Annotated in this window: 24 protein-coding genes and 1 pseudogene; 15 read left to right on the plus strand and 10 right to left on the minus strand. The window is 66.4% G+C overall.

The window, feature by feature from the left end; genetic code table 11:
* The first annotated feature begins 444 nt into the window (after positions 1-444).
* Positions 445-1,194: an SDR family oxidoreductase gene (locus BMI01S_RS23825; protein ID WP_028230761.1), complete on the plus strand. Its 750-nt coding sequence runs from the start codon at positions 445-447 to the stop codon at positions 1,192-1,194.
* A gap of 57 nt (positions 1,195-1,251) precedes the next feature.
* Here the strand turns inward: BMI01S_RS23825 and BMI01S_RS23830 are convergent, their stop codons facing one another.
* The gene (locus BMI01S_RS23830; RefSeq protein WP_028212143.1) at positions 1,252-2,454 is read right to left on the minus strand and encodes an ammonium transporter; all 1,203 of its coding nucleotides are present in this window, start codon (positions 2,452-2,454) and stop codon (positions 1,252-1,254) included.
* Between the two features lie 478 nt (positions 2,455-2,932).
* Here BMI01S_RS23830 and BMI01S_RS23835 point away from each other — a divergent pair, with 478 nt between their 5' ends.
* Complete coding sequence (locus BMI01S_RS23835) at positions 2,933-4,708, plus strand: sensor histidine kinase (protein ID WP_042290800.1); 1,776 nt, start codon at positions 2,933-2,935, stop codon at positions 4,706-4,708.
* 97 nt (positions 4,709-4,805) lie between these two features.
* Here BMI01S_RS23835 and BMI01S_RS23840 read toward each other — a convergent pair whose 3' ends face one another.
* Together BMI01S_RS23840 and BMI01S_RS23845 are read right to left on the minus strand one after the other, a co-directional pair.
* Positions 4,806-5,135: a hypothetical protein gene (locus BMI01S_RS23840; protein ID WP_028212144.1), complete on the minus strand. Its 330-nt coding sequence runs from the start codon at positions 5,133-5,135 to the stop codon at positions 4,806-4,808.
* A gap of 135 nt (positions 5,136-5,270) precedes the next feature.
* On the minus strand, positions 5,271-5,852 hold the full coding sequence (locus BMI01S_RS23845) for a DJ-1/PfpI family protein (protein ID WP_028230760.1): 582 nt from the start codon (positions 5,850-5,852) through the stop codon (positions 5,271-5,273).
* A gap of 59 nt (positions 5,853-5,911) precedes the next feature.
* Between BMI01S_RS23845 and BMI01S_RS23850 the strand changes: the two genes are divergently transcribed.
* The 7 genes from BMI01S_RS23850 (at position 5,912) to BMI01S_RS23880 (ending at position 11,770) form a co-directional block, all read left to right on the plus strand.
* Positions 5,912-6,448 carry a GNAT family N-acetyltransferase gene (locus tag BMI01S_RS23850; RefSeq protein ID WP_081723392.1) on the plus strand — a complete coding sequence of 179 codons (537 nt, stop codon included), beginning with the start codon at positions 5,912-5,914 and terminating at the stop codon, positions 6,446-6,448.
* Positions 6,445-6,921, plus strand: coding sequence for a hypothetical protein (locus BMI01S_RS23855; RefSeq protein ID WP_244145348.1), 477 nt, complete (start codon positions 6,445-6,447; stop codon positions 6,919-6,921). The genes BMI01S_RS23850 and BMI01S_RS23855 overlap by 4 nt, the downstream gene beginning before the upstream one ends.
* 148 nt (positions 6,922-7,069) lie before the next feature.
* Complete coding sequence (locus tag BMI01S_RS23860; RefSeq protein WP_028212147.1) at positions 7,070-7,525, plus strand: Rrf2 family transcriptional regulator; 456 nt, start codon at positions 7,070-7,072, stop codon at positions 7,523-7,525.
* A gap of 142 nt (positions 7,526-7,667) precedes the next feature.
* Positions 7,668-8,312 carry an NAD(P)-dependent oxidoreductase gene (locus BMI01S_RS23865; RefSeq protein WP_028212148.1) on the plus strand — a complete coding sequence of 215 codons (645 nt, stop codon included), beginning with the start codon at positions 7,668-7,670 and terminating at the stop codon, positions 8,310-8,312.
* 119 nt (positions 8,313-8,431) lie between these two features.
* Positions 8,432-10,954, plus strand: coding sequence for a mechanosensitive ion channel family protein (locus BMI01S_RS23870; RefSeq protein ID WP_081723391.1), 2,523 nt, complete (start codon positions 8,432-8,434; stop codon positions 10,952-10,954).
* A 69-nt stretch (positions 10,955-11,023) separates the two neighbouring features.
* Positions 11,024-11,485: an Lrp/AsnC family transcriptional regulator gene (locus BMI01S_RS23875; protein WP_028212149.1), complete on the plus strand. Its 462-nt coding sequence runs from the start codon at positions 11,024-11,026 to the stop codon at positions 11,483-11,485.
* An 87-nt stretch (positions 11,486-11,572) separates the two neighbouring features.
* Positions 11,573-11,770, plus strand: coding sequence for a hypothetical protein (locus BMI01S_RS23880; RefSeq protein WP_028230758.1), 198 nt, complete (start codon positions 11,573-11,575; stop codon positions 11,768-11,770).
* Between the two features lie 37 nt (positions 11,771-11,807).
* Here the strand turns inward: BMI01S_RS23880 and BMI01S_RS23885 are convergent, their stop codons facing one another.
* Both BMI01S_RS23885 and BMI01S_RS23890 read right to left on the minus strand, forming a co-directional pair.
* Positions 11,808-14,369, minus strand: coding sequence for an FUSC family protein (locus BMI01S_RS23885; protein WP_028230757.1), 2,562 nt, complete (start codon positions 14,367-14,369; stop codon positions 11,808-11,810).
* A 176-nt stretch (positions 14,370-14,545) separates the two neighbouring features.
* Positions 14,546-15,223: a VC0807 family protein gene (locus tag BMI01S_RS23890; protein WP_042290803.1), complete on the minus strand. Its 678-nt coding sequence runs from the start codon at positions 15,221-15,223 to the stop codon at positions 14,546-14,548.
* Positions 15,224-15,422: 199 nt separating this feature from the next.
* On the opposite strand from BMI01S_RS23890, the gene arfB reads away from it, so the two are divergent.
* Complete coding sequence (gene arfB / locus BMI01S_RS23895; RefSeq protein ID WP_028230756.1) at positions 15,423-15,827, plus strand: alternative ribosome rescue aminoacyl-tRNA hydrolase ArfB; 405 nt, start codon at positions 15,423-15,425, stop codon at positions 15,825-15,827.
* 401 nt (positions 15,828-16,228) lie between these two features.
* Here the strand turns inward: arfB and BMI01S_RS23900 are convergent, their stop codons facing one another.
* From BMI01S_RS23900 to BMI01S_RS23910, 3 genes are all read right to left on the minus strand, one after another.
* Complete coding sequence (locus tag BMI01S_RS23900) at positions 16,229-16,489, minus strand: hypothetical protein (RefSeq protein ID WP_028212153.1); 261 nt, start codon at positions 16,487-16,489, stop codon at positions 16,229-16,231.
* A 297-nt stretch (positions 16,490-16,786) separates the two neighbouring features.
* A complete protein-coding gene (locus BMI01S_RS23905; protein ID WP_028230755.1) occupies positions 16,787-17,023 on the minus strand; it encodes a hypothetical protein in 237 nt (78 codons plus the stop codon).
* Positions 17,024-17,181: 158 nt separating this feature from the next.
* Positions 17,182-17,904, minus strand: coding sequence for a YdcF family protein (locus tag BMI01S_RS23910; protein ID WP_238327834.1), 723 nt, complete (start codon positions 17,902-17,904; stop codon positions 17,182-17,184).
* 279 nt (positions 17,905-18,183) lie between these two features.
* Between BMI01S_RS23910 and BMI01S_RS23915 the strand changes: the two genes are divergently transcribed.
* On the plus strand, positions 18,184-18,498 hold the full coding sequence (locus tag BMI01S_RS23915; protein ID WP_028212156.1) for a hypothetical protein: 315 nt from the start codon (positions 18,184-18,186) through the stop codon (positions 18,496-18,498).
* Positions 18,499-18,775: 277 nt separating this feature from the next.
* Here BMI01S_RS23915 and BMI01S_RS23920 read toward each other — a convergent pair whose 3' ends face one another.
* Both BMI01S_RS23920 and BMI01S_RS23925 read right to left on the minus strand, forming a co-directional pair.
* On the minus strand, positions 18,776-19,063 hold the full coding sequence (locus BMI01S_RS23920) for a hypothetical protein (protein WP_154671222.1): 288 nt from the start codon (positions 19,061-19,063) through the stop codon (positions 18,776-18,778).
* 350 nt (positions 19,064-19,413) lie between these two features.
* Positions 19,414-19,809: pseudogene (locus BMI01S_RS23925) on the minus strand (transposase); the annotation flags it as partial.
* A gap of 425 nt (positions 19,810-20,234) precedes the next feature.
* Here BMI01S_RS23925 and BMI01S_RS23930 point away from each other — a divergent pair.
* The 4 genes from BMI01S_RS23930 to rluB form a co-directional block, all read left to right on the plus strand.
* Positions 20,235-21,137: a LysR family transcriptional regulator gene (locus tag BMI01S_RS23930; protein WP_028212158.1), complete on the plus strand. Its 903-nt coding sequence runs from the start codon at positions 20,235-20,237 to the stop codon at positions 21,135-21,137.
* Between the two features lie 97 nt (positions 21,138-21,234).
* Positions 21,235-22,434, plus strand: coding sequence for a pyridoxal phosphate-dependent aminotransferase (locus tag BMI01S_RS23935; protein ID WP_028230754.1), 1,200 nt, complete (start codon positions 21,235-21,237; stop codon positions 22,432-22,434).
* 366 nt (positions 22,435-22,800) lie between these two features.
* Positions 22,801-23,784 carry an SMC-Scp complex subunit ScpB gene (scpB, locus tag BMI01S_RS23940; protein ID WP_028212160.1) on the plus strand — a complete coding sequence of 328 codons (984 nt, stop codon included), beginning with the start codon at positions 22,801-22,803 and terminating at the stop codon, positions 23,782-23,784.
* A gap of 62 nt (positions 23,785-23,846) precedes the next feature.
* Positions 23,847-25,440, plus strand: a 1,594-nt coding sequence (gene rluB / locus BMI01S_RS23945; protein ID WP_042290805.1) for a 23S rRNA pseudouridine(2605) synthase RluB, incomplete at its 3' end; no start/stop codon positions are given.

Below are 25,440 nucleotides of genomic sequence, written 5' to 3' on the forward strand. Positions count from 1 at the left end.
CGGGTATGCAATACGCATAGATTGCGCAAAGTTTTGCGCATACGCTGCGTAATTTTTTCCGAAGGCGCGCCGAGCCGCCCGAATACCGGCTCTCAGGTTCTAGCACGGCCCTCGGAATGGCTAGAACTTTTAAGGCGCCACGTGCAAACGTGGCGCTTTTTTTTTGTGCCCGCAACGGGCCGATCGGGGAGCGGCGCATCCAGCAATCCCCCGCGTGAGACAAGCCGTGTCACGTGTCCCGACTCCCACCCCGTTTCTGCCGTACCATCTCGTGATTGCCCCAGCGATAGCGTTGTCGTGACCGAGGCGGGGCATTCAGCACAGCCCAAACGTTCGAAGCGCTCGAAGGTTCGCGGCAGGCGAGTCGTGCGGCAGTCCGCGTGCCGGCAGGCAAGATGGCATCACCGTCACCGATCGAGACGATCCCCCTTCAAGGAGAATGTCATGAACCGCTTCGCAAACAAGACTGCCCTCGTCACCGGCGGCTCCAGCGGGATCGGCCTCGCCGCCGCGCAAGCCTACGCAGCCGAAGGGGCGCGCGTGATCGTCACCGGCCGCGATGAGGCTGGGCTCGAAGCCGCCAGGCGCGCACTCGGGCCCGATGCGCACGCCTGGCGCAACGACGCGTCCTCGGTCAGCGGCGCGCGCGAACTCGCCGCCGCCGTGCGCGACGCGGGTCTGCGGCTCGACGCCGTCTTCATCAATGCGGGCGTGGCGAAGCTCGCGCCGTTCGAGCAGGTGGACGAAGCGCTCTGGGACGTCACGTTCGACACCAACGTCAAGGGCGCGTATTTCCAGATCCAGTCGCTGCTGCCGGTGCTCAACGACGGTGCGGCCATCGTGCTCAACGGCTCGATCAACGCGCATATCGGCATGCCCACTTCGTCGGTCTATGCAGCGAGCAAGGCCGCGCTGATCTCGTTGGCGAAGACGCTCTCCGCCGAGCTGCTGCCGCGCGGCATCCGCGTGAACGTGGTGAGCCCGGGGCCCGTGAAGACGCCGCTCTACAACAAGTTCGGCATGGACGCGGCCGCGCTCGCGGCAGCCGAGGAGTCGATCCGCGCGCTGGTGCCGCTCAAGCGCTTCGCGACGCCCGAGGAAATTGCCTCGACCGTGCTGCATCTGAGCGCGGCCGAGTCGGCTTTCATGATCGGTACCGAGGTGATCGTCGCTGGCGGAATGGGGCAGCTTTGACGAGCCGTCGATGCGTCGCAGCGCGGGTGCCGGGCGGCCCCAGCGCTGCGCGCGGGGTCAGGCAACCGTTTCGCGTTCCGGCGTGGCCGTGATCTTGTGGATCGAGAGGTCGGTGCCGTTGAATTCCTGCTCGCGATCCACGCGCAGTCCAACGAACTTGCGCAGGACGCCGTAGACCACGAGTCCTCCCAGGAAGGCGATCACGATGCCCGCAATCGTGCCGACGATCTGCGCGCCGAGCGAAACGCCGCCGATGCCGCCGAGCCAGCGCGCGCCGAAGATGCCAGCGGCAATGCCGCCCCACGCGCCGCACAGGCCGTGCAGCGGCCACACGCCGAGCACGTCGTCGATGCGCCAGCGGTTCTGCACGCAGGTGAACATGTAGACGAACAGCGCGCCGGCCACGGCGCCCGTCACGAGCGCGCCGAGCGGATGCATGATGTCCGAGCCCGCGCACACGGCCACGAGGCCCGCGAGCGGCCCGTTGTACGTGAAGCCAGGATCGTTGCGGCCCGCGAACCAGGCGGCGAGCGTGCCGCCCACCATCGCCATCAGCGAATTGACGGCAACGAGGCCGCTGATCTTGTCGATGGTCTGGGCGCTCATCACGTTGAAGCCGAACCAGCCCACCGCGAGCACCCACGCGCCGAGCGCGAGAAATGGAATGTTCGAAGGCGGATGCGCGGCGATGCGCCCGTCGCGCGTGTAGCGGCCGTGGCGCGGCCCGAGCAGCAGCACCGCGGGCAGCGCGATCCAGCCGCCGAACGCGTGCACGACCACGGAGCCCGCGAAGTCATGGAACGGCACGCCGAAGACGTGCGTCATGGCGTCTTCGAAACCGAGGCGGTTGTTCCACACCATGCCCTCGAAAAACGGATAGATGAAACCGACGATCACGAAGGTCGCGAAGAGTTGCGGATTGAACTTCGAGCGCTCCGCAATGCCCCCCGACACGATGGCCGGAATCGCCGCCGCGAAGGTGAGCAGGAAGAAGAAGCGCACGAGCTGATAGCCGTTGTGCTCGGCGAGCACGTCGGCATGCGAGAAGAACTGCACGCCGTAGGCGAGCGTATAGCCGATGAAGAAGTAGGCGATCGTCGAAATGGAGAAGTCGACGAGGATCTTCACGAGTGCGTTGACCTGGTTCTTCTTGCGCACGGTGCCGAGTTCGAGAAACGCGAACCCCGCATGCATCGCGAGCACCATGGCGGCGCCTAGCAGCAGAAACAGCGTATCGGTGCCGGTTTTGAGAGTGTCCATCTGCTTGCCCAGTTTGCCCAAAATGGGCGCATTGTCAGCAAGATATGGGCCAGCTTCGGCGCCAAATTGGTGAACGCAGTGCGGTACGACGGTTAAACCGGTGCGGCCTTGCACCGAAGCGGGAAGCGGGCGGACACTCTGAAGCACTGAGCCGGTGAACGGCATGTCGGCGTTCCAAATCCCGTGCACCACAGCGTGGCGCCCTGCGTGCGTTGCGCGCAACTATGGTGAAACCGCGCTCCACGACAGGGCGATAAATTCGATTTTGCTTTCTGAATCAGCGAGTTGTTGGGTGATCGAAATATTTGCGCGGCGTATTGCCGGACAAAGTCCCGCGCGTGTTTTCGTCCAGCGGCGTGGCGCAAATTCCACGCATGGCGCCAGGTTTCGCGAAGCGGGCGCACATGGGGCGCAAACGCCGACATAATGGCCGGACCCTCACCTTACGCGCGTCCGGTCGCCCCGTACCCGCCACGCAATGCGCCTCACGACCAAAGGCCTTCTGCTGATCGCGATTCCCGCCGTCTTCGAATTGAGCTTGCTGTCGGCCATTGTGAAGGCACAGGCTGACGCCGCCGACGCCGAGCGCTGGGGCCAGCACAGCCAGGCCGTGCTCGCCCAGGCTTCGCGCGTGCTGGAGCCGGTGCTGGTGGAGTCCGTCAAGCTGCGCGGCGCCGTGGCCGCCAACGACACCACCTACGCCACGCCCGTTTCCCTGTGGATGGACGTCGATCGGCGCATCGACAGCCTCGTCGATCTCGTTTCCGACAACCCCTCGCAGGTCGAGCGCGCTGGGCAGATGCGCCACGCCGTGCAGAATTATCGCCAGTGGTCCGACCGTGTGCAGGATCTGCTGCGATCGGGCCGCCGCGCCGATCTCGCCGATCGCTTTCGCGCGCTCATGGCCGCGGACGTCCTGGACCGCGTGCGCGCGCAGATCGTTTCGTTCCAGACCGAAGAACGCCGCCTCGACGTGATGCGTGTTTCAGCGGCCGAAGCCGCGCGCGCCCAGCAGCAAACCCTCGCGATGACCGCCGTGATCGGCTCGATCTTGCTGGTCGCGCTGTCCGTCTGGGTGTTCACGCGCGGTGTGCGCGGGCGGCTCGATACGCTTTCCGACAATGCGAACCGGCTTGCCGCGAACGAGCCGCTCGCGCCGCTCACGGCGGGCAACGACGAGATCGCCGAACTCGATCTGACGCTGCACCAGATCAGTCAGCGCCTGATCGAAGCGGAGAGGCTGCGCCTCGGGTTTCAGGCCGACCTCGCGCGGCGTGCCGACCAGCTCGCGCGCATCAACGAAACGCTGCGTCAGCAGACCCAGGAAAACGAGATGTTCATCCACGGCGTATCGCACGATTTGCGCGCGCCGCTCGTGAACCTCCAGGGCTTTTCGCGCGAGCTCGAACACGCTTGCGACGACCTGCGCGAGCGCCTCGCGAGTTCTTCGCTCGGCCCCGAGGCGCGCGACCGTATCGAGCGGACCATCGACGAGGACATCGGCGAAGCGCTGCGCTATCTGCAGACGGCGGTGTTGCGCGCATCGCACATCATCGACGCGCTTTTGCGGCTCGCACGCGTGGGGCGCGTGGAGTACCAGCGCCAGCGCGTGAGCGTGCAGGAACTGGTGCAGCGTGTGGTCGACGCCATGCACGGCTCGATCCGCGCGCGCGGCGCGCAGGTGAACGTGCATCCGCTGCCCGACGTATGGGGTGACCCGACTGCGCTCGAGCAGGTGTTTGCGAACCTGATCGGCAACGCGCTGAACTATCTCGACCCGGCGCGCGACGGCCGCGTCGAGATCGGCACGGCGAGCGCGCCGCCCGGCGTCGAGTCGCTACAGATCTTCTATGTGCGCGATAACGGGCTCGGCATTCCCGAGGTGGGCTTGCCGCGGCTCTTTCAGGCGTTCCAGCGCATGCACGGCAACGTGGCGCCGGGCGAGGGCATCGGGCTCGCGCTCGTGCGCCGTGTGGTGGAGCGGCACGGCGGACGTGTTTGGGTGGAATCGACGGAAGGCGAGGGCACGACGTTCTATCTATCGCTGCCCGACGCGCTTGCGTCCGCGCCGCCTTTGCCCGGCGACGCGGAACAGATCATCAGCGCGCTGGAGCGCGCGGAGCGCCCGCAAGGGGCGACGGGTGGGTCGGCTGGATCTGGCTCGAGCGAAGGAGCGGGCGGAGGGAAAGGCAGTGTTCGAAACGATCGCCGGGCGCTGCCTGCGACGCCCTTGAGACCACCCACCGGCGCTTGATCGATGAGCGTGCTCGCGCGTTTGCTATGGCTCGCGACCGCCGCAGCGCGGCAAGCACCCCGGTGAACAAGCGGCGCAAGGCGCGCGTGATTCGCGTTCAGCAGGCGCCAAAAATCCGCCGCGGCTTGAGCAGGCGGCTTGCGCGAAACGACCAGATGCCGCCCATGGCCGCGAGCGCCAGCGCGGTGGCCAGCATCGTGTGAGCGCTGACGGCGTGACCGAACGCCACGCCGAGCGGCGTGACGAAGCTGCGATCGAGCATGACCAGCGCGGCCCACAATGCAAACGCTGCCTGGAGGAGAAGGCGCGTGCCGTGTGCATGGCGCGTGCGGTCGGTCAAACTGCCTTTGCGCCTGCCGCGCGAGCAGAAAAAGAGGATCGCCGCCAAGGCGATCGCGAGTATCACTAGCCAGTCAGTTAGATTCACGACACGCACTCCGCATAACTGGCCGTTATTCTGGCCAGCGGCGGAGTGCATTGAAATCAGACCATTCCGACTCGACAACTCCGCGCGCGGTGCCTCGTGCAAGACAGGCGCACGCGTCAGTGCATCAGCGTTCGCTCACGGTTCGATGCGCGTACCGAGCAGCGCGAGGAATTGCCGCAGCCACTCGGGATGGGCGGGCCACGCGGGCGCCGTGACGAACGGCGCATCGGTCACGGCGCTGTCGATCGCGATGTCGGCGTATTCGCCGCCCGCAAGCCGCACCTCGGGCGCGCAGGCCGGATAGGCGGAGATGCGCTTGCCACGTATCACCTCGGCCGCAGCGAGCAGTTGCGCGGCATGGCAAATGGCCGCAATGGGCTTGTTCGCCTCTGCGAAGTGACGCACCAGATCGATGACCTTGGGATTGAGGCGCAGGTATTCGGGGGCGCGGCCTCCGGCGATGGCGAGCGCGTCGTAGCTGGCCACGTCGATTTCGTCGAAGGTCGCGTTGAGTGCGAACTGGTGGCCGGGCTTTTCGGTATAGGTCTGATCGCCTTCGAAGTCGTGGATCGCAGTTTTCACGCGCTCGCCGGCCTTCTTGCCGGGGCACACGGCGTCGACGCGGTGGCCGACGGCCTGCAGCGCCTGGAAGGGCACCATCGTTTCATAGTCTTCGGCGAAATCGCCGGTGAGGAACAGGATCTTCTTGACGGCCATCGGGTGTCTCCGGGAGTGGACGGTGGAACGGATCGTGCGTCAACGCAGTCTACTCCAACATGTTTGACGATTTTGCAAAGCATGCCGGTGCGGGCGACGCGCGGGCATCCATCGACTGGCGGCGCTACGCGCCGGGCCGCGACGCGGCTGCGCTGGCCGCCCTGTTTCGCGCGTCCGTGACCCTGCTCGCTGCCTCGCACTACGATACGGCGCAGCGCGCGGCCTGGGCCGCGGCCGCCGAGGATCTCGCGGATTTCGACGCGCGGCTCGCCCGCGGCGCGACGATCGTCGCGCAATGTGGTGCCGCGGCTGTCGCGTTCGGGCAGCTCTTTCCGCTCGATCACGTCGAGATGCTCTACGTGGCGCCGGCGTGGTCGCGCCGCGGCCTCGCGACGGCGTTGCTCGCGCGGCTCGAAGCGCTCGCGCGCGCGGCGCGCTCGAGCGTGCTGAGCGCCGACGCGAGCGCGCTGTCGCGGCCCGTTTTCGAACGCGCGGGCTTTTCGCTGATTTCGTCAGAACGGGTATGGCGCGACGGCGTATCATTGCCGCGTTTTCATCTATGCAAGCCGCTTCACGCGGCGAACTTCTCAGGATGACCATGGTTTCGAAGGTTTCCCCACAACGGCTCGCGCTTGCACCCTTGATCGTCTGCGCGGCGCTCGCGGCGGGCTGCAACAAGCACGATGCGTCCGCGCCCGACTTGAGCAAGCAGTCTGCCGACGCCATGAAGCAGGCCACGCAGGATGCCGCCAAACAGGCCGCGCAGCAGGCCGCGCAATCGCTCGACAAGGCGGCGAGCTATGTGAACCAGCAGCTCGGCGCGGCGCAACAGAAACTCGATTCGGTGGCCTCGCAAGGCGTGGCGGCGAGCGCGTCCACGGCCGAGCTGGCTTCGTCGGCGCAAGCGCAGTTGCGTGGCGCGGCGAGCGCGGCGCATGCGTTGCTCGGGCAAGCCGCCGCGGCCACCGGCACGGGCTTGACGAGCGCGGGGCATTCGCTGCAGCGGTGGGCGAGCAACGCCACAGCGGCCGCATCGGCGCCACAGCCGGCATCGGATGCATCTCAGTGACGCGAAGCCGAGGCGCGCTGGCGGATGTCCCAGGTGGGCTTGCCAGTCCCCGCGGGTTGACGTCGCGAATTAATGTAATTAAGATGATTACACTTTTTGGCGCGCTGGCTTTGGGACATTCGCGCCGTTCAGACGTGGCAGGTTCGCCGTGAATACGAGTAGCCGTTTTGCGTTCGCCGTTCACGTGCTCGCGTTGCTCTCGCAGCAGGAGGGTGTGCCGCTGTCGTCGGAGATCATTGCGGGCAGTGTGAACACGAATCCCGCGCTGATCCGCCGGTTGTTGTCGATGCTCGCCAGCGCGGGTCTCACGGCGTCGCAACTGGGGGCGGGCGGCGGCGCGCTGCTGGCGCGCGAGCCGCAGGCGATCACGCTGCTCGACGTCTACCGCGCGGTAGACGATGCGCAGTTGTTCGCCATGCACCGCGAGGAGCCGAATCCGGACTGCATGGTCGGGCGGCATATCCAGCAGACGCTGCGCGGCGTGATCGACGACGCGCAGCGCGCGATGGAGGCGTCGCTTGCCACGCGCACGCTCGCGGACGTGGTCGACGACATGGTGCGCAGCGAGCGCAAGCTCGAACGAACGCGAGCGCGGCGTGCGTGAGCCGCAAGCGCGCTAAAAAGACGTGTTGCTGACGACGTATGCAACATGCATCCCCGGGGCAGAGCCCCGTTTTTTCGACCCTAAAATGTAACTATTATGGTTACAATTTGATGGCCTCAACACGGACAACAGGAGTCAATTCATGAGCAAGTCACTGAAAATCGCACTCTTTGGCGCAACCGGCATGGTCGGTTCGCGCATTGCCGCCGAAGCGGCACGCCGCGGGCACCAGGTGAGCGCGCTGGTGCGCCAGCCGGAGCGCGTCGCAGCGGAACCGAACATCCACGCCGCGAAGGCCGATGTGCTCGACGCGGCGAGCGTCGGCGCCGCAGTGCGCGGCCATGACGTGGTTGCGAGCGCCTACGCTCCGCCGGGGGAGAACCTCGGCGATCTGCTGGCCGCGAGCCGCGCACTCGTGGAAGGCGTGCGCGCGGCGGGACTCAAGCGCCTCGTGGTGGTGGGTGGCGCGGGCTCGCTGGAAGTCGCGCCTGGCAAGCAGCTCGTCGATGCCGACGGCTTCCCCGACGCCTACAAGGCGATCGCGCTCGCGCACCGCGAGGCGCTCGGCTACTACCGCACCGTCACCGACATCGACTGGACGTTCTTTGCGCCGGCAGCGATCATTGCACCCGGTGAACGCAAGGGCGCATTCCGCACCGGCGCCGGCGCGCTGATCGCCGATGCGAAGGGCGAGAGCCGCATTTCAGCCGAGGATTACGCGATTGCCTTCGTCGACGAGCTCGAGCAGGGGCGCTTCATTCGTCAGATCGCAACGGTCGCTTATTGAGCGGGGATGGGTTGGCGGCAACCCCGCCGACATATTCGCTGACAAACTGTTACGCAAGCGCGAGGCGCGCGCAGGCGGAGTGCGGCTAAACTGGAACGTCCTTTTTTTGCCCCTCCGCCATGAATTGCTGCATCGAACGCGATGGCGCGGGCGCCGGGCCGTCGCGCATGCGCTTCGGTGCGGCGGATCGTGCACCACTTTCCCGCGCCGCGCCGGCGCGCCTGGTGATGCGCGCGCTGATACTGCTGGCCTCGCTCGCCATCTATCTTGCCGCGCCGCTGCCGGCGGCCGCACAAGGCGCGCCCGCGCCCGTGCTGCCGGTCCTCAAAAGCATCATCACCGGCGCGCCGGCCACCGCCTCGGGCGCGTCGGCGGCCGAGGCGGCTTCGGCGCCGTCGCCGGCCAGCCAGGCCGAGTTCACGCGTTCGCTCGACAGCGTCATCGCCACGCTCGATAACGAGCGCCAGCGTACGGCGCTCGTGAATCAACTCAAAAAACTGCGCAGCGCCTCGGACAAAGCGGCGCCCGCACCCGCTTCGGGCGCGGCGGGGAGCTCGGGGCTGCTGGGCGCGATTGCCTCGGGCCTCGCTTCGGTCGAGGCCGACGCGCGCCGCGGCCGCAGCCCGCTTCACTACTGGGCCGGGCGCTTCAGGGCGGCCGCCAACGAGCTCTATCTCATCGCCGCCGGCAGGGAGGGGGAAAGCCCCGGCCGCATCGTTTTCGATCTGTTCGCGATGCTCGCCGGCTGGGGCGCGTGCGCGGCGGTGCTGCGCTGGCTCGAGCGGCGCCTGCTCAGGCGCTTCGATGTCGAAACGGGTCTGCGGCCCGACCCGCGCACCATCGATCTCATCATCTTTGTCGTGCATCGCGCGGCGCCATGGATCGTGGCGTTCGTGGGCGCGCTGGTGGTCGAACGCGCAATGCCCGAGGCGCTCGGGCGCACGCTCGCCCTCGTGATCGCCTATGCGATCGTCGCGGGCGCGGTGTTCTCGTCGATCTGCCTCATCATGTTTTCGCTGTTCGGCGCGGGGCACCGTCGCGCGGCCGTGCGCGTGCTGATCGCGCGCTCGCGCCGGCTCCTCTTCGCGATCGGCGTGCTCGCCGCGCTCGGCGACGCCGCGACCAATTTCGAAGTCGCGCAACAGCTGGGCGTGAACCTGGCCGCCCTGGTGAGCACCGCGGCGAACATGGTGGCTGCCGTGCTCACAGCCGCATTCGCCATTGGCTTCCGGCGGCCGGTCGCGCATCTGATCCGCAACCGCAGCTACACGCTCAGACACGGCCACAAGGCGTGGACCGAAGTGCTCGACGTGCTCGCCTCGCTCTGGCAACTGCCCATGCTGCTGCTCGCCGCCGCCTCCATCGTCGCCACGTTCGGCGGCATCGGCGCTCGCGACGACGTGCTGCAGATTTCCGTGGTGACGGCGCTGCTGCTCGTGCTCGCGTTCTTCCTCTCGGCGGTCGTTTTCCGCATCACGCGTCCAGCTCCGGCTCGCGTGCGCCGGCGCTCGCCGTATCTGCGGCGGCTGCTGCGCTTCGCCGGCACGCTGCTCGTGGTGTTCATCTGGCTTGCGTATTTCGAATCGTGCGCGCGACTCTGGGATATTTCGCTCGCGGCGATCATCGAAGCGAGCGTCGCCGCCCGCGGCATCGCGCACGCCCTTTTCGCGATCGTGACGACGGTGTTCCTCGCGTGGCTCGTCTGGATCCTGCTGGACACCGCGATACTCGAGGCGCTCAATCCGAGCGGCCCGCGTGCGAAGGGCCGCGCGCCGAGCACGCGCGCGCGCACCATGCTGCCGCTGGTGCGCAATGCCGTGCTCGTATCGATCCTCACGATCACCGGCATTGCCACCGCCGCGAATCTCGGCATCAACGTCACGCCGCTGCTGGCGGGCGCCGGCGTGATCGGCCTCGCCATCGGCTTTGGCGCGCAGTCGCTCGTCGCCGACCTCATCACGGGCCTTTTCATCATCATCGAGGAGACGATCTCGGTCGGTGACTGGATCGATATCGACAACGGTCACGCGGGCACGGTCGAGCATCTGTCGATCCGCACCGTGCGGCTGCGCGACGGGCAGGGCGCGATCCACGCCATTCCGTTCTCGCAGATCAAGATCGTGAAGAACCTCTCACGCGATTTCGCTTTTGCCGTGTTCGAGGTGCGCGTGCCGTTCTCGGTCGATCTCGATACGGTCACCCGCATCATTCGTGAAACGGGGGCCGAGCTGGTGGCTGATTTCCGCTATCGCCGCGAAATACTCGGGCCCGTGGAAGTCTGGGGACTCGACCGTTTCGATCCGAACTGGATGGTGGTCAAAGGACAGATCAAGACGCGCCCGCTGCAGCAGTGGAGCGTGGCGCGCGCCTTCAATGCGCGGCTCAAGCGCCACATGGACGAAGCCGGCATCGACATGCCCGTGCCGCAGATGCAGCTCCACATGTCGTCGCGCGGCGGCGAAGCCGGGCACGCGCACGACGCGGACGGGCGCGCGATGCATGGCCATGGGCATACGCCGCACGAACGGGTGGGCGGCGCCGACGTGCGCGATGCGTCGCATGAGCCGCGGCCCGCGCCGCCCCCCACCGCCGGCCCGGAAGGCGCGCCGCCGCAGATTCCCACGGCGCACAGCCGCGGCTGAATGCCCGGTCTTCCTTCTGCGGTCTCCCGGTCGTGTAGAATAAATTTCTATGCTTCGGGGAGCGCATAAATGGATCTCATCGATAGAAAGCTGGTGGAGCTGTTGCAGCAGGACGCCACCATGCCGGTCGCCGAATTGGCGCAGCGGGTCAATCTCTCGCAAACGCCTTGCTGGAAGCGCGTGCAGCGCCTGAAGGAAACCGGTGTGATCCGCGCGCAGGTCGCGCTGTGCGATCCGCGCAAACTGGGTGTGGGAACGACGGTGTTCGTCGCCGTGCGCACGAACCAGCACACCGAGGCGTGGGCGCAGACCTTCACGCGCGCGGTGCAGGACATTCCCGAGATCGTCGAGGCCTACCGCATGAGTGGGGAGACCGATTACCTCTTGCGTGTCGTGGTGTCCGACATCGACGATTTCGACCGGGTCTACAAGCAGCTCATTCGCGCGGTGCCGTTGTTCGATGTGAGTTCCAGCTTCGCGATGGAGCAGATCAAGTATTCGACCGCGCTACCGGTGCGCAGCGGCGCATAGCGCAACGCTCGCGGTGCAGGCCGCCTGTAAAGGATGGCGGCGTAGAATGCCCGTTCCTCACACCCGCTTCGAGGCTGGGCACGACCGATGAACCCACCGCGCAAGAAGAACCCGACCGTTGGCGTTGCCGTTTTCATCGTGGCGGTGGTGCTGTTCGTGATCGGCGCCGTGCTGTTCAACGCGCTGAAGAGCAAGCGCGAATACGACGAGACCAGCGGCGCGGGCGTGGCCAGTGCCACGGCGACCGCGAGCACGGCCGCCTCGCAGGGCGGCTCGGCGCAGTGATGCCCTGACGCCGGGCTCGCGCCGCACGCTGGATTCCTTATTCTTCAGGTAGCCGGATGATGCTCGCGTCTTTGCGGATGAGCCACGACGCGGCGATCATCTGCTTGCACTGGTGTGCGAGCAGCTTGAGTTCCTGCGGAAGATCCGCTGAGGCGCCGAGCGTGCGCTCGGCTTCCACCACCATCGCATCGAGTTCGCGCGTGAGCTGCTTTGTGATCTCCGTTTGATCGGCGGGTGATGCGATGCCCGCTTCCGCCGCGACGAGGTTCTCGCGCACGCAGGAAAGGGCGCGCTCGAGCGCGTCGAGCTTGAGTTCCGGCTGGTCGGGCCGCGACAGGCTGCGAAGCGGCGGCGCAATGGCCGTGATCTGGGAAGCGAGCACGTGGCTGCGCACGAGCAGGTCGTTGAGCTCGGGCACGAACTTCTGCGCGGCCTTCGGTTCGAGCATCATGCGCTGGAACGCCTGGCCGAGATTCGCAAACGCCACGTGCACGTTCTTTCGCGCGAGCCGATAGCGAAAATCGCGCGCGAGCGACGGCGCGGCAGCTGCGGCGCCTGCGTTTGACTGAGCGGCCTGTGCGGCGGCTTTCGTGCCCACTTTTGTGCCCACCGCGGCAACCGGCGAGCCGGCGGCACCGACCGTTGGCGAGCCATCGAGCGTAGCAGTCGCGACGGCGATGGGTTCGCCAATCACGCTGGCGGCGCTTGCCGAGGCACTCCCCATCGCGCTTTCCACGCTGGTCGCCAATCGGTTCGCCATGTCGCTCGCGTTCGCTGCGGAGCCTGCCACGGGCGACGCGTTCGCGCTTGCGAAGGCGCTGACGTCGGCCTCCGTTGCATCCCCTGGGTAGGTTCCCGCAAACGCCGGCTGGGGCGCGGCGGTGCGACCGCTCCACCACCAGCTCGCCTCGAGATAGCTGCGCGTCGCGGCAATCATGTCGTGCACGAGCTTGCCCATCAGCCGGTATTCCCAGTACGGGAACAGATGGCTCGTGGCGATGGCGATCATGCAGCCCACCATCGTGTCGATCGCGCGCTCGCCGATGATCCGCATGCTGCCCGGCGCGAGCAGGTGGAACATCAGGAGGACGTAGGCCGACGTGAACACTACGCTCGCCGTGTAGTTGAAAAGCAGCAGGCTGTAGCTCATCACCATGGCCGCGAACATCGAGACGAGCAGCACGAGTGGCTGCTTCACGAGCAGGATCAGCGCAATGCTCGCGATGCACCCGATCAGCGTGCCGACGATACGCTGCGCGTTGCGCTGGCGCGTGAGCGAGTAGCCAGGCTTCAGGATGATGATGCTCGTCATCACGATCCAGTAGGCGTTGGTGAGCGGCAGGAGCCGCCCGAGCCAGAAGCCGACGGCCACGGCGATCGTCACGCGAAGCGCGTGGCGAAAGCTGGGCGAAGCCATCGTGAGATTCGAGAAGATCTGCAGCCAGGACACGCGGCGGTTCGTCACGAAGCGTGTGAGCGCCTCGTCGATGCGCAGTTCGGTTTCGGTCGTCGGCACTTCGCTCGCGAGGCTGCGGCGCATACGGTCGATCAGGCGCGTCGCGCTCCAGATGCGGCGGAACGAGGCCGAGATCGCCGCGTAGGCTTCCGGGTCGGTGGCGGCCAGATCGCGCTTCTTCAACAGGTCGAGCTCGTATTCGATGGCGCGCAGCTCCGCCTTTACGTTCACGCTTGCGCGCGGCGGCTCGTTCTGCAGCACCGCGAGTCCGATGTCTTCGAGATCGGCGGCGGCCTTGCGGATCAGGTCACGATAGAACACGAGCAGGTCCGATCCGCCGAAGGTGTTGCGCACGAGCGGGTAGTCGGTGTGCGCGCCCACGAACAGCTCGTGCAGATCGACCGTGTTGATGAAGAGATTGAAGTGCATCGCGCGCCGCGCATCGATCTTGCCGGCCCTGAGCCTGGGCAGATTGCGCAGCACGATGTCGCGCGCCGCGTCCTGGCGCTCGACGGCCGCGATCTGTTTGGCGACGAGGTTGCGATAGCACTCGTCGAGGTCATTGTCGAGGTCGAAGAACTGGGCGCGCGCGAGCAGATAATCGGCACAGGCGAACACGCTTTCGGCGAGCGCCTGTTGCTCGATGCGGTCCAGCATCAGGTGGCTGATAAAGGTGGACCACGCCGTGTACCAGAGGCCGCCCAGCAGGATCCACAACGCATTGACGAGCGCGAGGTGCGGCGTGAAGTGCTCCTCGAGCGTCATCACCATCATGAAGAGGGTGGCGAAGCTGATTTGCGGCCAGCGGTTGCCGTAAACCACGATCAGCGAAAGCACGAAGGTGAGCGGCACGACCGTGGACCACAATGCGATCGGGCTGAACGTGGCGAGGCCCGTGGCGTAAGCGGAGAGAAACCCGATTACGCTGCACGCGAGCATCTCGTTGCGCTTGTACTTGAGCGGCCCCGGCATGTCGACCACGCAGGCCCCGAGCGCGCCGGTCGAGATGGTGAAGCCGAGCTCGCTCTGATGAAAGACGAACAGGGACAGCACGGCGGGAAGCGAGATGCCGATCGCGATGCGCAGGCCGCCGTAAAAGTACTGGCTATATAGGAATTTCCTGATTTCTACGGAGTAGCGCATCGACTGCCGGGAAGTTCGAAAGCGGACGGTACGCCGCGGACTGTGCCGCTGAGTCTAACTGATTTCGGGCACGATCTGACCGTCGGTGCCTGCCGGGTTGCGCGCCGCCGGATCTCGCGCAATGAACCGGGCACAAAGGCGCGCAAGCGGCTCAGAGGCGGGTTGAGCCTGGCGCCTCAATCCACACTGAGCGTGGTTGCGTTCGGGCTCGCGTTGGCCGCCGTATCGCCGAGCAGGCCATGCGTGCCCTGGATGCGCCGCATGCGCGTGCGATACCAGAAGGTCCAGGCCATGAGACCGCCGAACACACCATAGCCGATGATCGGCGAAACGACGAGAAAGCGCTCGACCGGCCAGGTGGCTGCCAGATAAGTGCGCAGCGCCGAGTCGAGACACAGCCCCATGCCCCAGACGAAGGTGAGCAGGCGCATCGCCGCGGCAAAGCTCGCGTTGTCGTTCCAGAGCTGCTCGAGCCGTGCGACGCCCTCGCGTGTTTCCCGCGCGACGGTGGCGCGCGTGAGATAAAACACGAGTGGGCGCTTCGCCAGCAGCGAAAGCAGGAACGCGACGCCGATCGCCCCCGAGGCGAGGCACTCGCGCATCAACAGGACGCGCGGGCTGCCGCCGAACGCCACGGCGAGGAGCGAGAGCAGGATGCCGAGCAGGATGACGGAGGAGAGCGCATCGACGCGCCGAAAGCGCACCAGCTCGACGATGCTCCAGGCAAGCGGCGGCACGGCCGAGGCAACGAGGCCGCCGACTTCGCCCCAGTGCGGCTCGGCGAGACGGTAGGCGACCCAGGGAAGGAGCAGGTTGACCGCCAGTTCGGCGACGAAGGCTGGACGCAGCTTCATGGGACGCGTGTTCCTGAAGGTTCACCGATGGCAATGCCGTAAGTATGGTTCAAGCGCCGCGCAGCCGCAAACCGGCTGCCACAACGGGCGTGGGCATTCTGCTTGCCCCCGGTGATCCGGTTCGCCGCTTGCGCCGTCCTGTGCGACACTGCCGCGTGGCTGGCCTCACCCGAAGCGGCTTGTTTTTCACTATTCGCCCATGACTGCACGTGCCCCCATCCCCTTGCAGGAAATCGAACTGGTAGCCGTTCGCGCACAGGGAGCGGGCGGCCAGAACGTGAACAAGGTATCGAGCGCGATTCATCTGCGCTTCGACATCCGCGCCTCGTCGCTGCCCGAAGTGCTCAAGATGCGCCTGCTCGCGCTGTCGGACCGGCGGATTTCGAGGGACGGCGTCGTGGTCATCAAGTCACAGGAATACCGCACCCAGGACCAGAACCGGGTGGCGGCGCTCGCGCGTCTGGAGGAACTCATCGACAGCGTGAGCGTGACGCGCAAGGCGCGCGTGGCGACGCGTCCCAGCCGGGCTTCGAAGCTGCGCCGGCTCGATGCGAAAGCGCGTCAAGGCGAACTGAAGGTCGCGCGGCGGCGCGTTCTGGAATAGGGGGGCCGCTAGCGTGCGGCCGGCGAGGTGCGGCCGTCAACGGTGGCTGGTCCGATAGGCCGAAATGTGGCCAGCAGAACTTCGCAAGCGGCGCGCCGGTCGTCCCAGCGCTAGCCTGGCTCGTGGGACAGGCGCTCGCGTGGCCCGTGTTCTGATGGAAAGCGTGCGGACTGACTAGAGAGCGGCGAGAAGGCTCGTGCCTGGGGGAAGCCCCGTTGAACCGATAGCCGGGAATGCTGCGGAGGGCCGTTTGTCTGGAAGTTTGTCTGGAACAATCGCAAAGGGGCGAAGCGGCGCCGGCTTCATCCTTCGCAGGCCCCCGCGTGGCGGCGGGCCTGGTGCGCCGACTGGGCGCGGAGTTGGCGCTCGGTGCGCCGCTCAGTCCGCGCCCGGTGCGCCGCTCAGTGCGCCGTATTGGGAACGTCGAGAATCAGGATGATGGTCCAGTCAGCATCGCCTTCGTGATGGTATTGACGTTCCGCGACGATGAACGGTTGCTGCTTGCCGGCGGGGCCGAGGAACAGCACATCGCCCTCCATCGGCAGGCATTCGATGGGGGGCAGCGCCAGATACGCGTCCTGGTTGCCGCCGCGCGGCATCAACTTTTCGATTTTGCGTGAGGCCGCTTCGGTCCATTCGATGTCGAGCTGGATGTTGCTCATTGTGGTTCTCCGCGCGTGGCGCACAAGGGGTGGGATCTCGCCGGGGGTATATCGACCGGGCGTTTTTTCGAGGGCGCGACTTTAGCATACCGCGCGGGAGCGCAGCCGGCGCGACCTCGCGATGCCCGCGATGTCCGCGACGCGTGGCCGGCTCCAGCAGGGCACGGACAACAAAAAGCCGATGGCGGCACGGCCGGCATCGGCTTCATGGCCGGAAGGGCGCACTGGTGCCGCACTGGTGCCGCCTTCTCTGCGCGGCCCGGCCTGGACAGCGCTCTGTGCTGCGCGACGCCTTCCTTATTGGGATTGGGCGGGCTTCTTGTGATGCGGATGCCCCGACTTGTGATGCATCATCGGCTCCGCCGGTTGCGCGGGCTGGGCCTGCTGCTGCTGCTGCAGGGCTTGCGCGCGTTGCAGGACGTCGTCGGCCTTGGCCTGATCGGTGCTCATCGTGACGCCGGTGTCCGACTGGGCGTAGGCCGCGCCAGCCAATACGGAAAACGAAATCAGGACTGCGAGGGACGTTTTTTTCATCTCTACCTCCGAAGGAGCGGTTTATGGACCCAGCCGGTACCTGTCCAAGCAGGATGGACACCTCATTCTAACGACCAAATACTCGCTCCAGATGACATCGTGCAAATCGTTCACGCGGGAGTTACATCTGGTTACACGTCAGCTCGCGTAGCGGTCAGCTAGAACCAGCCAATCATCCGATAGACATAAAACTGGGCAATCCCGATCAATTCGTGCAGTGCGGTTTCGGCGCTCTTGAGATTGGCCGGGCGTGGGAGCAGGCCACGCTCCACGCTGCGCACATCGGATACCGCGGGCAGCGGGTTCATGCCGAAGTGCTGGAAATCGAGCATTGCGCGGCGCATCTGGTAGGACGACGTCACGAGCAGGAGCGTTTCCCCGTTCCAGGCCCGGACGATGGGAGCGACATTGCGCGCATTCTGAAAGGTCGTGAGGCTCCGGTTTTCGAGCACGAGATCGGCGCTCGGCACCCCCGAGCGCAGCAGGTAGGGCGCGTAGTTGTCCGCTTCGGCGCTCGCGTGATGCTGAGGATTCCCGCCGCTCACGATTACGCGGCACACGCCACCCGCTCTCACGCACCGCGCGTGCAGGTCGGCGGCGAGCGCGATGCGTGCATAGACGTCGCGCTCGGGAACCAGTCGGCCGTTTCGAACTTGCGTGCCCCCGCCCAGCATGACGATGGCGGTGCGCGGGCCGAAGCTCACGGGGCCGACTGTCGCCTGATCGTACGGAGTGCGATATATCCGGGGCTGGGCCAGATCGAGAAGTACCCCGGACAACCAGCCTGCCGCGAGCAGCCAGAACAGGAGGGCGGCGCTGGCTGCGACGCGCCAGCGCGCGTTTCGCCACGCCACGGCCAGCGCAATGAATAGCGCAAACAAAACGATTAGAATCAATTTGGATGAGGTAACGTATTGTTTTCGGGAAAATGTGCGTCCGACCGACCTGTGCGCTGCGAGCGTGGCGTGGTGTTGGCCGCGCAGGAGGCGGCGAATCCGCTTTCACGGGGCCCGGATAACCTGCAGTCCCTGCCGCCGCACGGCGCGCGGATGGGCCCGTGAGCTGCCGGGACAGGCTTCGGCGTTCACGTCGGTATGGGGCCGAAGCCGGCTCATGCGAGGCACAACGATCGCAGGACTGCATTTTAAGAAAGAAGTGACATGACCACGTATTCCAACGAGGCAGTACTCGAAGCGCTACGGCGCGTGCAGTATCGGCAGGTTCCGTGGGCGCGTCGTCCTGAAGTGTTCCAGTATTTGCGCGATCTCGGCATGATGGACATCGTCCGGCAGCGCACCGTCGCGCCGGCGCCGGGCTTTCATGCGCCCGTCGACATCGCGGTGCTGACCGATCGGGGCCGCGCTGAATTCGCGCGGCTCGCGCGCGACGAGCGCACGATGCAATGGAGCGCGCATCGCGTGGCCGACTATGTCGCGGAACGCGTGCCCCAATCCGGCCTCGAGGCCAGCCAGTAACTCCTCCGTTTATCGATCGCAAAAAAAAGCCCGCATCGAAAGATACGGGCTTACCGGAATTACTGCTGCCACGCTGTGCTTGATGGCGTAAGAGTAGACCGCACGTGAGGCGCGGTGGTTCCCCAGGGCAGGGTATATGCTGAGCCGCAGCTCAGTGGTCCGCTGAATATGGCGCGCCTCGCGCGGGTCATCAGCGAACCGTCCATCTTCTATCCGCGATCTTTGCCCGCGATCCTGTGCCGGTTCCACCATCCCCCGATGACTTCGCTCAGCCTGTTCAGCGATGCTGCGCCGGCTCCTGCCGCGGCGGCGCACTGCGGCGGGCATTGCTGGCAATGTCGCCGCGCAGGTCCCCGCGCGGGACTGCCGGGTTGGCAGCATGCGAGTCGGGTGCAGCGGGCGGCAGCGCCCGGGTGCCGGTGCGAGACATCGACCATGCAGGGGTGGGTTCGTGCGACTGCTGGGCCGCGGCGCTCAACGACACGAACGACGCCGCAGGCGCCAAGAGGCCAAAGGCGGATAGCGAAACCATGATGCGCCGAATGTGCAGCTTCATGGATTTCATGGTGGGTTCCCGTCAATCCAATTTCTTGACGTTGATAGAGTAGCTTCCACGCTAGCGTCGCGGGCGAAAGCATGCTGTAAATATTCGTAAAGAGATGTATCGCACTGCGCCGACCCTTTTTGTTACGGGTGCAGCGGTGCCGGGGCGCCCGGTCTCGATGGGCGCAGATGTGCGGCGCGTGCAGACGGGTATCCCGGGAAAGCCCGGTGGGCCACTGGGCGCGGCGAAGGGCGGCGTCAGTGGTGGGCGAGGAAGGGTCTCGGAATGAGCCCGGGAAAGAGCCACGAAGCGGGCAAAAAACGCGCCGGGCGCAAGAGGCGCCCGGCGTGAAGCAAAGGGAACGTGGCTCAGGCCATCTTGACCGGTGCGCGCCAGGATTCCGGGTTGGTCCAGAACGCGCCGCGCAGGCGGTCGCGGCTGGGCGGTGCGGGCGGCTTGGTCGCCGTTGCGCCGATACGGCCGCGCAGCGAAATTTCACGCCCGTTCGAGCTCAGTCGCTTGACGATCTCCGCAAGCGTGCCGTCTGCCTGCCACTCGTCGAAGCGGCGGCGGCACGTCGGCGGCGAGGGGTAGCGTCCCGGCAGCTTGGACCAGCCTTCACCCGTCGAAAGCACCCAGAGCACCGCGTTGACCACTGCACGCGCTTCGACGCGAGGCCGTCCGCGCCGTTCGCTCCGTGCCGGTTCAGCACAGAACAACGCCTCGACCAGCGCCCATTCGTTGTCTCTCAAATCGTCGAACAGCATCATGTTTCACCTCAGCGAAGCTATCTCCGGTGCGCTGCCCCGCGCTGCGCACTCTTCATGGACTCGCGGCCGGATGCCGGAGTACCAGGCGGGCCCGGCTGGATCGCCCCGGAACTACTTGTTTCCGGTACGTCCATCGAACCTGTGCGTGCCTTAATGCGAAAACCGTGCCAGCACGTACGTTGTCGTCTTGAAGCCGCGTCGCGCCAAGCCCGCGCGGGAGATTGCCAGGGGCGTATAAGACTCGAAAACACTTATCGAGAAAATCGGTGGAATCACCAATCTTGTGCAAAGAGGCCCGTCCTGCGTGCGTTGCGCCGCATTGCTGCACTGCGGCGAACAAGCGTCTTCGCTGCCGCGCCAGGTGTAACCGTGTGCATCCCGGATAAGATTGCATAAAAATGGACGATTCATGAGGTCAATGGATGAATGTGACGCTCCGGCAGCTGCGAGTGTTCATCGAGGTCGCGCGGCTGCAAAGTTTTAGCCGGGCAGGGGATGAAATCGGGCTCACTCAGTCGGCGGTGAGCCGCTGTGTTCGCGAGCTCGAAGCCGAAATCGGCGTGAAGCTCGTCGACCGGACCACGCGCGAGGTGCAGCTGACCGATGTCGGCGCGAATCTCATCGCAAGCATTCCGCGCCTGCTCAGCGACCTCGACGACGCCTTGCGCGAAATTCGCGAGATAGGCGAGCAGCGTCGCGGCCGCGTGGTCGTGGCGGCGAGCCCCACGGTCGCCTGCCGTCTGATGCCGCAGGTCGTGGCTGCCTGCGGCCGGCAGTTTCCGTACGTTACGCTCGGGTTACGAGACGACGTGCAGACCGATGTCGTGCGCAAAATCCGCTCAGGGGAGGTGGACTTCGGCGTCGTTATCGGCCCCTTTGCTGCCGACGATCTCGAAACGGAACGCCTGACCACGGACTCGTTCTGCGTGGTGGTGCGCGGCGACCACGCGCTGGCGCTGAGCCAGGAGGTTTCGTGGAAGGAGCTGGACGGCGAGCGACTGGTGATGCTGGACTACGCCTCGGGCAGCCGTCCGCTTATCGACGCCGTGATGAGTGAGCACGGTGTGCGCGTACGCGTGGTGCAGGAGCTGGGGCATCCGGCCACCGTATTCGGGCTCGTCGAGGCGGGCGTGGGAATCAGCGTGCTGCCCTGGCTAGCGCTGCCGGTGCCGGCGGGTGCGTCGCTGCTCGCAAGGCCGCTCGTGCCGCGTGCCGAGCGCACCGTCGAGCTGGTGCGGCGGCGCGACCGCTCCCTCTCGCCAGCCGCCGAGGCGGTGTGGTCGCTGATCCGGCAGCTTTCCGATCCGGCCGCCGCGCGGCGCTGAACACCGTGGCGGCGCCATTTGCGTGGCTGGCCCTCGCTGCGCGGCGCGCGCGCTACACTGCACGTCTTCTCACATTGTGCGTTACCCAGGAACTCCGATGCGCGATCCCGACCCGTCGTCCCTCGTCCCCCTCCCGCGCGAAGCGGTGCGTGCGTTGCGCTCGTCGCAGATCCGCGAAGTGGCGAACGCAGGGTTCGGCGTGCCCGACGTGCTGCCGTTCTGGTTCGGCGAGTCCGACCGCGTGACGCCGCCGTTCATCCGCGACGCTGCCGCCGGGGCGCTCGTGCGCGGCGATACCTTCTATACGCACAACCTCGGCATCGCCCCGCTGCGCGAGTCGCTCGCGCGCTACGTGAGCGAGCTGCACGGCGCGACGCCGATGGACAACGTCGCGGTGACGAGCGCCGGCGTCAATGCGCTGATGCTGGCGGCGCAACTGGTGGTGGACCCCGGCGATCGCGTGGTGGCGGTGACGCCGTTGTGGCCGAATCTCGTGGAGATTCCGAAAATCCTGGGCGCGACGGTCGAGACTGTCTCGCTCAGCTATGGCGAGCGCGGCTGGACCCTCGATCTCGACCGGCTGCTGGCCGCGCTCACGCCCGACACGCGTCTGGTCATGATCAACTCGCCGAACAACCCGACCGGCTGGGTCATGACGCGCGACGAGCAACGCGCGGTGCTCGAACACTGCAGGCGCCACGGCATCTGGATCGTCGCCGACGAAGTCTATGAGCGCCTTTACTACGGCGACGCGGGCGAGCGCGCCGCGCCCTCGTTCCTCGACATCGCCACGCGCGAAGAGCGGCTAATCTGCGTCAATTCGTTTTCGAAGGCCTGGATCATGACGGGCTGGCGGCTCGGCTGGATGGTCGTGCCGCGCACCTTGACAGACGACCTCGGCAAGCTGGTCGAGTACAACACCTCCTGCGCGCCTTCGTTCGTGCAGCAGGCCGGCGTCGCCGCGATCGAGCGCGGCGAGCCGTACACGCGTGCGCTAGTGACCGACTTGCGAGCCTCCCGCGACCATCTCGCCGCGGCGCTCGCGAAGCTGCCGGGCGTCGATGTGAAGGCGCCAGACGGCGCGATGTATCTCTTCTTCCGGCTACCGGGCGCGCAGAACAGCCTCGAGCTGTGCAAGGCGCTGGTACGGGACGCGGGGCTCGGGCTGGCGCCGGGCAGCGCGTTCGGGCCGCAGGGAGAAGGGTTCGTGCGCTGGTGTTATGCGTGCGATCCGGCGCGGCTCGATGCGGGCGTCGCACGGCTCGCGCGTTACCTGGAGGTGGTCGGCGCGCACTGAGCCGTGGCAAGCGCACCGTGCACTCGCCGATGCGCCGCGCATGGATGGAAGGGCTATGCCCGCGGGCGCCGTGCGACGACAGACGGCGCGTAGCCGCGCATGCGGGCAGGCGTCTTTACGCACCCGGCGTTTTTGCGTAATATGGCGCTCAGTCTAGCGATTCCTTACGGGAATTTCGCGGCTCCCTCCGGCTGGGCCTGGCTCTTTGCCTGTCGATGTTTGTGTATGACGGCCCCCCGGTGCGTGCTCCCATCAATATGACCGATCAGAATCGGGCGAGCGCGTCTCCAGTTCCATATCGTCTTTCGTCTGTCTGATCCGGTTCCTTGAACCTGATTTACCTTACTTAGGGTCTGACCTGGCTGCATGAATACCCAAGAGGCGAAAATCGTCCTCGAGACTGCATTGATCTGCACGCAGGAGCCGCTGAAGATCGGCGAACTGCGCAAACTGTTTGCCGACGACATTTCGGCCGACACGGTTCGCAACCTGCTCGAAGACCTGCGGCATGAATGGTCCGGGCGTGGCGTCGAGCTGGTGGGGCTCGCGTCGGGCTGGCGCTTTCAGAGCAAGCCGGCCATGCGGACTTATCTTGACCGGCTTCACCCCGAAAAACCGCCGCGCTATTCGCGTGCGGTTCTCGAAACGCTCGCGATCATCGCGTACCGGCAGCCGGTCACGCGTGGCGACATCGAGGAAATTCGCGGCGTCACGGTCAACACGCAGGTTGTCAAGCAACTCGAAGACCGCAACTGGATCGAAGTGATTGGTCATCGCGACGTGCCGGGGCGCCCGGCGCTCTATGCGACGACGCGTGAGTTTCTCGACGACCTCGGCCTGAAGTCGCTCGACGAATTGCCGCCGCTCGACGACCCGTCGAGCCAGCTGGGCGAACAATTGCTCGCCCAGCACGCCATCGAGTTTCCCGATAGCGAAGTGGCGCAGTTGGTCGCGCAAGGTCAGCCCGGGACGGCGGAGCTTGCTGAAGTCGCGGGCGCGGAAGATGCGCCTGCGCCGGCAGGCGACGCAACGTTGGGCGTCGAAACGCCGGGCGTCGAAACGCCGGGCGTCGAAACGCCCATGCAGCACGCAAGCGAGATGCAACAAGATGCGGGCGAAAACGTTGAAGTCGCATCGGATTCAGCAGGCGACGCCGCATACCACGAAGCTGGCCTCACGGAGCACCGGGCGACTCCGGATGCTCACGCGCAGGACGCCGCGCACGAGTGTGCGGACGTGCCGGCGCATGCGCCTGAACTAGCGGGCGAAGAACACGAAGACCGCAGCAACGCGGCGCAGGACGACCCCGTCTCGACGACGGACGATGAAGCCGCCCGACGCGGCATCTGAAGCAACACGCATTTTTGACGCGCCCCGCAAGCGGGCGCGCAACCTGACATTTTGAGGTTGTTTTGACTGATATCCACGACACCGATTCGACCGACGCGTCCGAATCCGCGCGTCGCGCGTCCTCCGCGCGCGACGACGAAACGCGCGCCTCGCAGGCCGAAGGCGACGCCCCTGGCGGCGAAGCACAGCGCGGCGAGGGCGAAGAGCGTCCGCGCCGCGGCTTGCGCCGCGGGCCGCGCAGCCTGATCGCGCGCCGCCGTGCCGGCGCGAAGGCCAAGGCCGCCGAGGGCGGCGCCGAGAGCGCTGAAGTATCGGCCGCGCCGGCTACCGGAATGCAAGCGCCGCAGGAAGGCGACGCGGCCGCCCGCGCGCCGCGCAAGGACTCTGGTGCAAAGAAGCAGGGCCGTCGCCAGAGCGCAGCCGGCGGCGAACGCCAAGGCGAACGTCAGGGTGAACGTCAACAGGGCGCGGGAAAACGCGGCAAGGCTCAAGGAGGCGCGGCTCGCGGCGAAGGCCAGCAGGCGCCCGCAGCCGACACCAGCCAGGACGACCTGTTCCTCTACGTGACTTCGCCGGCATTCGACGCCGACAACGGCGCGGGCCCGGGCGTGCGCGCCCCGATGTTGCGCCGCGGCCGTGCCCAGCAGCCCAAGCGCGTGCTGAGCCCGGACGACGACGCGCCGAAGCTGCACAAGGTGCTCGCGGATGCGGGCATGGGCTCGCGCCGCGACATGGAAGAGCTGATCATCGCCGGGCGCGTCTCGGTGAACGGCGAGCCCGCTCACATCGGCCAGCGCATCCTGCCGACCGACCAGGTGCGCATCAATGGCAAGCTGATCAAGCGCAAGCTGCCGAACAAGCCGCCGCGCGTGCTCATTTATCACAAGCCGACGGGCGAAATCGTCAGCCACGCCGATCCGGAAGGCCGCCCCTCGGTGTTCGACCGCCTGCCGCCCATGAAGACGGCGAAGTGGCTGGCCGTCGGGCGTCTGGACTTCAACACCGAAGGTCTGTTGATGCTCACGACTTCGGGCGACCTGGCGAACCGCTTCATGCACCCGCGCTACAGCGTGGAGCGCGAATACGCGGTGCGCGTGGTGGGTGAGCTGACCGAAGGCAATCGCCAGAAGCTGCTCAAGGGCATCGAACTCGACGACGGTCCGGCCAGCTTCCTGCGCATTCGCGATGGCGGCGGCGAAGGCACGAATCACTGGTATCACGTCGCGCTGGCCGAAGGTCGCAACCGCGAAGTGCGCCGCATGTTCGAAGCGGTCGGCCTGATGGTGAGCCGTCTGATCCGCACGCGCCACGGCCCGATCGCGCTGCCCAAAGGCCTCAAGCGCGGCCGCTGGGAAGAACTCGAAGACAACCAGGTTCGCAGCCTGATGGCCGCAGTCGGCCTGAAGGCGCCGAGCGAAGAGAAGGGCGGCGGCCGCGGCAAGGAGCAGGACCGTCGTCAGCCTGACCCGATGCAGACGTCCATGGGTTTCATCAACCGCGAGCCTGTGCTCAGTTCGCACGGCGCGATGAACCAGGCGCGCCAGCAGGGGCGGCGCGGCGCGGCCGGCGGCTTCGGCGGCGGTGCTGGGGCCGGCCATGGCAATCTCGGCGGCGGCGCCGGCTTCGGCGGTCGCGGCGGCAACCGTGCCGGCGGGC

The organism is Paraburkholderia mimosarum LMG 23256 = NBRC 106338 (assembly GCF_000739815.1).
In the GTDB taxonomy this organism is placed as follows: Bacteria; Pseudomonadota; Gammaproteobacteria; order Burkholderiales; family Burkholderiaceae; genus Paraburkholderia; species Paraburkholderia mimosarum.

Coding starts and splice junctions, on each gene's coding strand:
- BMI01S_RS23825 (WP_028230761.1), top strand. CDS start 445: ATGAACCGCTTCGCAAACAAGACTGCCCTCGTCACCGGCGGCTCCAGC.
- BMI01S_RS23830 (WP_028212143.1), bottom strand. CDS start 2,454: ATGGACACTCTCAAAACCGGCACCGATACGCTGTTTCTGCTGCTAGGC.
- BMI01S_RS23835 (WP_042290800.1), top strand. CDS start 2,933: ATGCGCCTCACGACCAAAGGCCTTCTGCTGATCGCGATTCCCGCCGTC.
- BMI01S_RS23845 (WP_028230760.1), bottom strand. CDS start 5,852: ATGGCCGTCAAGAAGATCCTGTTCCTCACCGGCGATTTCGCCGAAGAC.
- BMI01S_RS23850 (WP_081723392.1), top strand. CDS start 5,912: ATGTTTGACGATTTTGCAAAGCATGCCGGTGCGGGCGACGCGCGGGCA.
- BMI01S_RS23855 (WP_244145348.1), top strand. CDS start 6,445: ATGACCATGGTTTCGAAGGTTTCCCCACAACGGCTCGCGCTTGCACCC.
- BMI01S_RS23865 (WP_028212148.1), top strand. CDS start 7,668: ATGAGCAAGTCACTGAAAATCGCACTCTTTGGCGCAACCGGCATGGTC.
- BMI01S_RS23870 (WP_081723391.1), top strand. CDS start 8,432: ATGAATTGCTGCATCGAACGCGATGGCGCGGGCGCCGGGCCGTCGCGC.
- BMI01S_RS23875 (WP_028212149.1), top strand. CDS start 11,024: ATGGATCTCATCGATAGAAAGCTGGTGGAGCTGTTGCAGCAGGACGCC.
- BMI01S_RS23880 (WP_028230758.1), top strand. CDS start 11,573: ATGAACCCACCGCGCAAGAAGAACCCGACCGTTGGCGTTGCCGTTTTC.
- BMI01S_RS23885 (WP_028230757.1), bottom strand. CDS start 14,369: ATGCGCTACTCCGTAGAAATCAGGAAATTCCTATATAGCCAGTACTTT.
- BMI01S_RS23890 (WP_042290803.1), bottom strand. CDS start 15,223: ATGAAGCTGCGTCCAGCCTTCGTCGCCGAACTGGCGGTCAACCTGCTC.
- arfB (WP_028230756.1), top strand. CDS start 15,423: ATGACTGCACGTGCCCCCATCCCCTTGCAGGAAATCGAACTGGTAGCC.
- BMI01S_RS23900 (WP_028212153.1), bottom strand. CDS start 16,489: ATGAGCAACATCCAGCTCGACATCGAATGGACCGAAGCGGCCTCACGC.
- BMI01S_RS23905 (WP_028230755.1), bottom strand. CDS start 17,023: ATGAAAAAAACGTCCCTCGCAGTCCTGATTTCGTTTTCCGTATTGGCT.
- BMI01S_RS23915 (WP_028212156.1), top strand. CDS start 18,184: ATGACCACGTATTCCAACGAGGCAGTACTCGAAGCGCTACGGCGCGTG.
- BMI01S_RS23920 (WP_154671222.1), bottom strand. CDS start 19,063: ATGAAATCCATGAAGCTGCACATTCGGCGCATCATGGTTTCGCTATCC.
- BMI01S_RS23930 (WP_028212158.1), top strand. CDS start 20,235: ATGAATGTGACGCTCCGGCAGCTGCGAGTGTTCATCGAGGTCGCGCGG.
- BMI01S_RS23935 (WP_028230754.1), top strand. CDS start 21,235: ATGCGCGATCCCGACCCGTCGTCCCTCGTCCCCCTCCCGCGCGAAGCG.
- scpB (WP_028212160.1), top strand. CDS start 22,801: ATGAATACCCAAGAGGCGAAAATCGTCCTCGAGACTGCATTGATCTGC.